1 protein-coding gene, 2 tRNA genes and 3 rRNA genes are annotated in these 6,869 nt (G+C 43.1%); 5 read left to right on the forward strand and 1 reads right to left on the reverse strand.

The genetic code is table 11. From position 1 onward, the window contains the following. Window positions 1–99: 99 nt before the first annotated feature. Window positions 100–234: a hypothetical protein gene (locus tag CQA63_RS10465; RefSeq protein WP_280524202.1), complete on the reverse strand. Its 135-nt coding sequence runs from the start codon at window positions 232–234 to the stop codon at window positions 100–102. 560 nt (window positions 235–794) lie between these two features. On the opposite strand from CQA63_RS10465, the gene CQA63_RS08970 reads away from it, so the two are divergent. The 5 genes from CQA63_RS08970 to rrf all read left to right on the forward strand — a co-directional run bounded on the left by CQA63_RS08970 (window position 795) and on the right by rrf (window position 6,500). Continuing rightward, a 16S ribosomal RNA gene (locus CQA63_RS08970) occupies window positions 795–2,291 on the forward strand. Window positions 2,292–2,416: 125 nt separating this feature from the next. After that, window positions 2,417–2,493 (forward strand) — tRNA-Ile (locus tag CQA63_RS08975). Window positions 2,494–2,627: 134 nt separating this feature from the next. Beyond that, window positions 2,628–2,703: transfer RNA gene (locus CQA63_RS08980), tRNA-Ala, on the forward strand. A 602-nt stretch (window positions 2,704–3,305) separates the two neighbouring features. Next, window positions 3,306–6,192, forward strand: a 23S ribosomal RNA gene (locus CQA63_RS08990). A 192-nt stretch (window positions 6,193–6,384) separates the two neighbouring features. After that, window positions 6,385–6,500 (forward strand): 5S ribosomal RNA (rrf, locus tag CQA63_RS08995). Together the 16S, 23S and 5S rRNA genes with 2 tRNA genes alongside form the textbook arrangement of a ribosomal RNA operon. Window positions 6,501–6,869: the final 369 nt, after the last annotated feature.

Raw genomic sequence — 6,869 nt, forward strand, 5'->3', positions numbered from 1 at the left:
TTTACACCCCTTAAGCCCCATTTAAGCTTCAAATATGTAATATTTCATTCCCATTTGATTGGGCTTCTGGTTTCTTCTTTTGGTTAGGTTTCATTAATTTTATGCAGTCTTTTGGTTTTTATCCAATAAAAACATTGAAAGCCATAAACTTTGTATCTTTATGAGATAATCTAAAGAGCAATCTCTGCCAAAGTAGTAATCTGTGAGAATAATCTTATGGCTGTTCTTTATCAATCTATAATCATAATTTGTATTTGCAATAAAAGAGCTTTAAGGCTATTTATGCTGGTTATAATTGGTATGATCTTTGACATCTAAGCAAGGAAATAGAGTGTTTTATTACTTTTTGCAATGTAAATAAAACTTATATTTCTTAGTTCATATTCTATACAACTCAAATATGACTTTGAGAAGATTCTTTAACTTCAGCTTCATAGTTGCAGTCTTTTTAGTAGGATATTTAGCCTTAAATTCTAAAAATGAAGTGAGAGTTTATGAAGATTCTTCTAGTCTTTGTGATAAGAGAAACACTAAGAGATTAAGGACAAACTTAATATACATAAATCTTTAAGATTTTAAAAATCTTTTAAAAGTCTTTAAATATCCTTAATAATGGGAGAGTTTGCTTCTACACATTAGAATGCAACTCTTCCATTGAATGCAACTTTTCTTGGGTTTTTATTGATTTTTATTCTTTATGGAGTGTTTGTGCCATTATTTATTTTGGCTCAAAGCCCCATATTTTTATGGAGAGTTTGTTATCATGAATGAATGATTCAAACTCCCATAAATTCTTTATGGAGAGTTTGATCCTGGCTCAGAGTGAACGCTGGCGGCGTGCCTAATACATGCAAGTCGAACGATGAAGCTTCTAGCTTGCTAGAAGTGGATTAGTGGCGCACGGGTGAGTAACGCATAGATAACATGCCCTTTAGTCTGGGATAGCCACTGGAAACGGTGATTAATACTAGATACTCCCTACGGGGGAAAGAATTTCGCTAAAGGATTGGTCTATGTCCTATCAGCTTGTTGGTGAGGTAATGGCTCACCAAGGCTATGACGGGTATCCGGCCTGAGAGGGTGAACGGACACACTGGAACTGAGACACGGTCCAGACTCCTACGGGAGGCAGCAGTAGGGAATATTGCTCAATGGGGGAAACCCTGAAGCAGCAACGCCGCGTGGAGGATGAAGGTTTTAGGATTGTAAACTCCTTTTGTTAGAGAAGATTATGACGGTATCTAACGAATAAGCACCGGCTAACTCCGTGCCAGCAGCCGCGGTAATACGGAGGGTGCAAGCGTTACTCGGAATCACTGGGCGTAAAGAGTGCGCAGGCGGGTAATTAAGTCAGATGTGAAATCCTATAGCTTAACTATAGAACTGCATTTGAAACTGATTATCTAGAGTGTGGGAGAGGTAGGTGGAATTCTTGGTGTAGGGGTAAAATCCGTAGAGATCAAGAGGAATACTCATTGCGAAGGCGACCTACTGGAACATTACTGACGCTCATGCACGAAAGCGTGGGGAGCAAACAGGATTAGATACCCTGGTAGTCCACGCCCTAAACGATGAATGCTAGTTGTTGTGGAGCTTGTCTCTGCAGTAATGCAGCTAACGCATTAAGCATTCCGCCTGGGGAGTACGGTCGCAAGATTAAAACTCAAAGGAATAGACGGGGACCCGCACAAGCGGTGGAGCATGTGGTTTAATTCGAAGATACGCGAAGAACCTTACCTAGGCTTGACATTGATAGAATCCGCTAGAGATAGTGGAGTGCCCCTTTGGGGAGCTTGAAAACAGGTGCTGCACGGCTGTCGTCAGCTCGTGTCGTGAGATGTTGGGTTAAGTCCCGCAACGAGCGCAACCCTCGTCCTTAGTTGCTAGCAGTTCGGCTGAGCACTCTAAGGAGACTGCCTTCGTAAGGAGGAGGAAGGTGAGGACGACGTCAAGTCATCATGGCCCTTACGCCTAGGGCTACACACGTGCTACAATGGGAAGTACAAAAAGATGCAATATCGCGAGGTGGAGCAAATCTTAAAAACTTCTCTCAGTTCGGATTGTAGTCTGCAACTCGACTACATGAAGCTGGAATCGCTAGTAATCGCAAATCAGCCATGTTGCGGTGAATACGTTCCCGGGTCTTGTACTCACCGCCCGTCACACCATGGGAGTTGTATTCGCCTTAAGTCGGGATACTAAATTGGTTACCGCCCACGGCGGATGCAGCGACTGGGGTGAAGTCGTAACAAGGTAACCGTAGGTGAACCTGCGGTTGGATCACCTCCTTTCTAGAGACATATTAAAACATTCATTTGTTTTAATCAATTTACACTTGCTTGAGGGGTAAATAACTCTAATGGACTTGCTTAGTTTTCAGAGATCCTCCAAATGACGCTTAAATAGTAAGCTTAAGGGGCTTATAGCTCAGGTGGTTAGAGCGCACCCCTGATAAGGGTGAGGTCGGAGGTTCAAGTCCTCCTAAGCCCACCATAAATTGTTCTTTTTGACGCTTTTTGTAGAGTGTTAAAAATTTTTTCGGTCATTACCCTTAAAGGTAACTCCTTTCAAAATTTTCAACACAACTCCAAAAGTCATTCAAAAATAACTAATTTATCCTTTATTAAGGGGAATTAGCTCAGCTGGGAGAGCGCCTGCTTTGCACGCAGGAGGTCAGCGGTTCGATCCCGCTATTCTCCACCACTTTTGTTGATATAATGCAAAGCATTTATGCTTGTATCCTCTATATGCTTTGAGAGGGCAGACATTATCCAAACATTATCTAGTATATCTAGTATGAATGCTAGTGTGAATGTATGTTTGCAACTATGTATATGTGGATAGATATATGAGATACATGAGATATATGTAGAGATAGCATAATGTATTTTTGCCTTTATATGCAATAATGTTCTTATGCAATAAAGCTTTGTGGCAGAGTTTCATATCTAATAGGTGTATAAGCAAGAGCTATATGAAAGAGATTTGATACAAATTGATTAGAGGTTTAATGCAAGGTTTAAAACTCTCACTTTTATGCTTTCTTGTAACTATATGTAGTAAAAGAAAGTAAGGAGTAAAGAGAATAAGCAAGTTTCTTTAGCATATTCTTTCCTCCCTAAAGAGAAGGTATCTTATGAGAATATCTTCCAAAGAGTGTTAAACTTAAATTTTGCATTAGACTTCTTGTCTAAATGTTGTTTGAAAACTTATTGTTAATAGCCTAAAATAGTAATTAACTACAATTACGCGACTGCTGCTTATTGTATGTAGCGATACATTCAGTAAGGCAGTATCCTTAGAAGTAAAAAGCTTGTAAGGGCAGATGGTGGATGCCTTGGGTGATAGAGGCGATGAAGGACGTACTAGACTGCGATAAGCTACGGGGAGCTGTCAAGAAGCTTTGATCCGTAGATTTCCCAATGGGGCAACCCAATACCTAGAGATAGGTATTACCTTATATAGGAGCGAACCTAGCGAAGTGAAACATCTCAGTAGCTAGAGGAAAAGAAATCAACAGAGATTCTCTTAGTAGCGGCGAGCGAAAGGGGAAGAGGGCAAACCGAATGCTTGCATTCGGGGTTGTGGACTGCAATATCCACTAGAATCTTTTAGCAGAAGTGTTTGGAAAAGCATATCATAGAGGGTGATAGTCCCGTATGCGAAAAGAGATTCTTAGGTAGCAGTATCCAGAGTAGGTCAGGACACGTGAAATCCGGGCTGAAGCAGGGGAGACCACTCTCCAACCCTAAATACTCCTATCACACCGATAGCGCACAAGTACCGTGAGGGAAAGGTGAAAAGAACCGCAGTGAGCGGAGTGAAATAGAACCTGAAACCATCTGCCTACAATCATTCAGAGCCCTATGATTTATCAGGGTGATGGACTGCCTTTTGCATAATGATCCTGCGAGTTGTGGTATCTGGCAAGGTTAAGCAAACGTGAAGCCGTAGCGAAAGCGAGTCTGAATAGGGCGTTTAGTCAGATGCTGCAGACCCGAAGCCAAGTGATCTATCCATGGCCAAGTTGAAGTAAGTGTAATAGCTTATGGAGGACTGAACTCGTACCCATTGAAACGGGTTGGGATGAGCTGTGGATAGGGGTGAAAGGCCAAACAAACTTGGTGATAGCTGGTTCTCTTCGAAATATATTTAGGTATAGCCTCAAGTGATAGCAATAGGGGGTAGAGCTCTGATTGGGCTAGGGCTGCTCACCGCGGTACCAACCCCTGTCAAACTGCGAATACCTATTGCCCTATCTTGGGAGTCAGGCGGTGGGTGATAAAATCAATCGTCAAGAGGGAAACAACCCAGACTACCAACTAAGGTCCCAAAGTTCTATTCTAAGTGGAAAATGATGTGAAATTACTCAGACAACCAGGAGGTTGGCTTAGAAGCAGCCATCCTTTAAAGAAAGCGTAACAGCTCACTGGTCTAGTGATTTTGCGCAGAAAATATAACGGGGCTAAGATAGACACCGAAGTTGTAGATTGTGCTGATGCACAGTGGTAGAAGAGCGTTCGTATCAGCGTTGAAGGCATACCGGCAAGGAGTGCTGGAGCGATGCGAAGTGAGCATGCAGGAATGAGTAGCGATAAAAGTGGTGAGAATCCACTTCGCCGAAAGTCTAAGGTTTCCTACGCGATGCTCGTCATCGTAGGGTTAGTCGGGTCCTAAGACAAGTCCGAAAGGGGTAGTCGATGGAAAATGGGTTAATATTCCCATACCAACATTAGTGTGCGATGGGGGGACGCATAGGGCTAAATGGCGTTAGCTGATGGAAGTGCTAATTTAAGAGTGTGTGGATTGGAGGATTGGCAAATCCGCCTCTGTATCTAAAACTCCAATAGCTTGTTGCGACCTTCGGGTCAAGATGAGTGCCATTGATGCCGTCGTGCCAAGAAAAGCCTCTAAGTTTAGCTAATGTTGCCCGTACCGCAAACCGACACAGGTAGATGAGATGAGTATTCTAAGGCGCGTGAAAGAACTCTCTTTAAGGAACTCTGCAAACTAGCACCGTAAGTTCGCGATAAGGTGTGCCTAAGCAATTAGGTCTCAGCAAAGAGTCCCTCCCGACTGTTTACCAAAAACACAGCACTTTGCAAACTCGTAAGAGGAAGTATAAGGTGTGACGCCTGCCCGGTGCTCGAAGGTTAAGAGGATTAGTTAGACGTAAGTCGAAGCTTTGAATTGAAGCCCGAGTAAACGGCGGCCGTAACTATAACGGTCCTAAGGTAGCGAAATTCCTTGTCGGTTAAATACCGACCTGCATGAATGGCGTAACGAGATGGGAGCTGTCTCAAAGAGAGATTCAGTGAAATTGTAGTGGAGGTGAAAATTCCTCCTACCCGCGGCAAGACGGAAAGACCCCGTGGACCTTTACTACAGCTTGGCACTGCCGATGGGAGCATTATGCGCAGGATAGGTGGGAGGCTTTGAAGTCTTTACTCTGGTGAAGATGGAGCCACCCTTGAGATACCACCCTTAATGTTTCTGTCTGCTAACTAGCTTGAGTTATCCTCAAGTAGGACAATGCCTGGTGGGTAGTTTGACTGGGGCGGTCGCCTCCTAAAAAGTAACGGAGGCTTGCAAAGGTTGGCTCATTGCGGTTGGAAATCGCAAGTAGAGTGTAATGGCATAAGCCAGCCTGACTGCGAGACAAACAAGTCGAGCAGAGACGAAAGTCGGTCATAGTGATCCGGTGATTCTGTGTGGAAGGGTCATCGCTCAAAGGATAAAAGGTACCCCGGGGATAACAGGCTGATCTCCCCCAAGAGCTCACATCGACGGGGAGGTTTGGCACCTCGATGTCGGCTCATCGCATCCTGGGGCTGGAGCAGGTCCCAAGGGTATGGCTGTTCGCCATTTAAAGCGGTACGCGAGCTGGGTTCAGAACGTCGTGAGACAGTTCGGTCCCTATCTGCCGTGGGCGTAGGAGAGTTGAGGAGAGCTGTCCCTAGTACGAGAGGACCGGGATGGACATGCCACTGGTGTAAGAGTTGTTCTGCCAAGAGCATCGCTCTGTAGCTACGCATGGATGTGATAACCGCTGAAAGCATCTAAGCGGGAAGCCAACTCCAAGATAAACTCTCCCTGAAGGTCGCAGCAAGACTAGCTGCTTGATAGGGTAGATGTGTAAGCATAGTAATGTGTTCAGCTGACTACTACTAATAGACCGTTTGGCTTTTTATGAAGAGATACTGCCTTATTGAGTGTATCTATGAATGCTTGTATAAATCAAAGTGATTCAAAGGTATTCCTTTTAGAGATAAATTAGGGATATAAATGATATAAATAAGGTAAAAAAAGTAGTGTGCTAATTGTAGAATTACAAGGGCTTTAACAATAATAACTTTCTTCTTGAAGTTGAATTTATATTGTCATCTTCGTGCTTATAGAGAGAAGGCAACACCTAGCTCCATTCCGAACCTAGCAGTTAAGCTTCTCTTCGCCGATGATACTGCACTTTTCAAGTGTGGGAATGTAGGACAGCGCGGAGATGAGAATATAAATATACTTCCCTCCCCTCTTTTTATCAAAGTTAGTGTGAAATGAGCTCTAAAAACAATCTAAAAATTAGTCAAAAAGTCATTTAAAAGATGATTTAAATATCATTATGTATAGTAGTGCAATGTATGGTTGTATTGATATGTAGATTCTGTGTATGCTTGAATCCCTGAGTTTATGTGATTTAATAATGGTATTTAATGTGCTTAAGTTACAAGGATTCTAAGGCTTTATAGCCCCTTTTAGGAGGTGAATGCTTTGAAAGAATCACCGCCTGATTCCCTAATACATTTGCCACTTTGTCAGCCCTAGATGGGGTGACAAGGACTGAAGAAACTAAATTATCTACTAGAGAAAGGGAA

Origin of the sequence: Helicobacter marmotae (genome assembly GCF_003364255.1) — a bacterium.
GTDB classification, from domain to species: Bacteria; Campylobacterota; Campylobacteria; order Campylobacterales; family Helicobacteraceae; genus Helicobacter_C; species Helicobacter_C marmotae.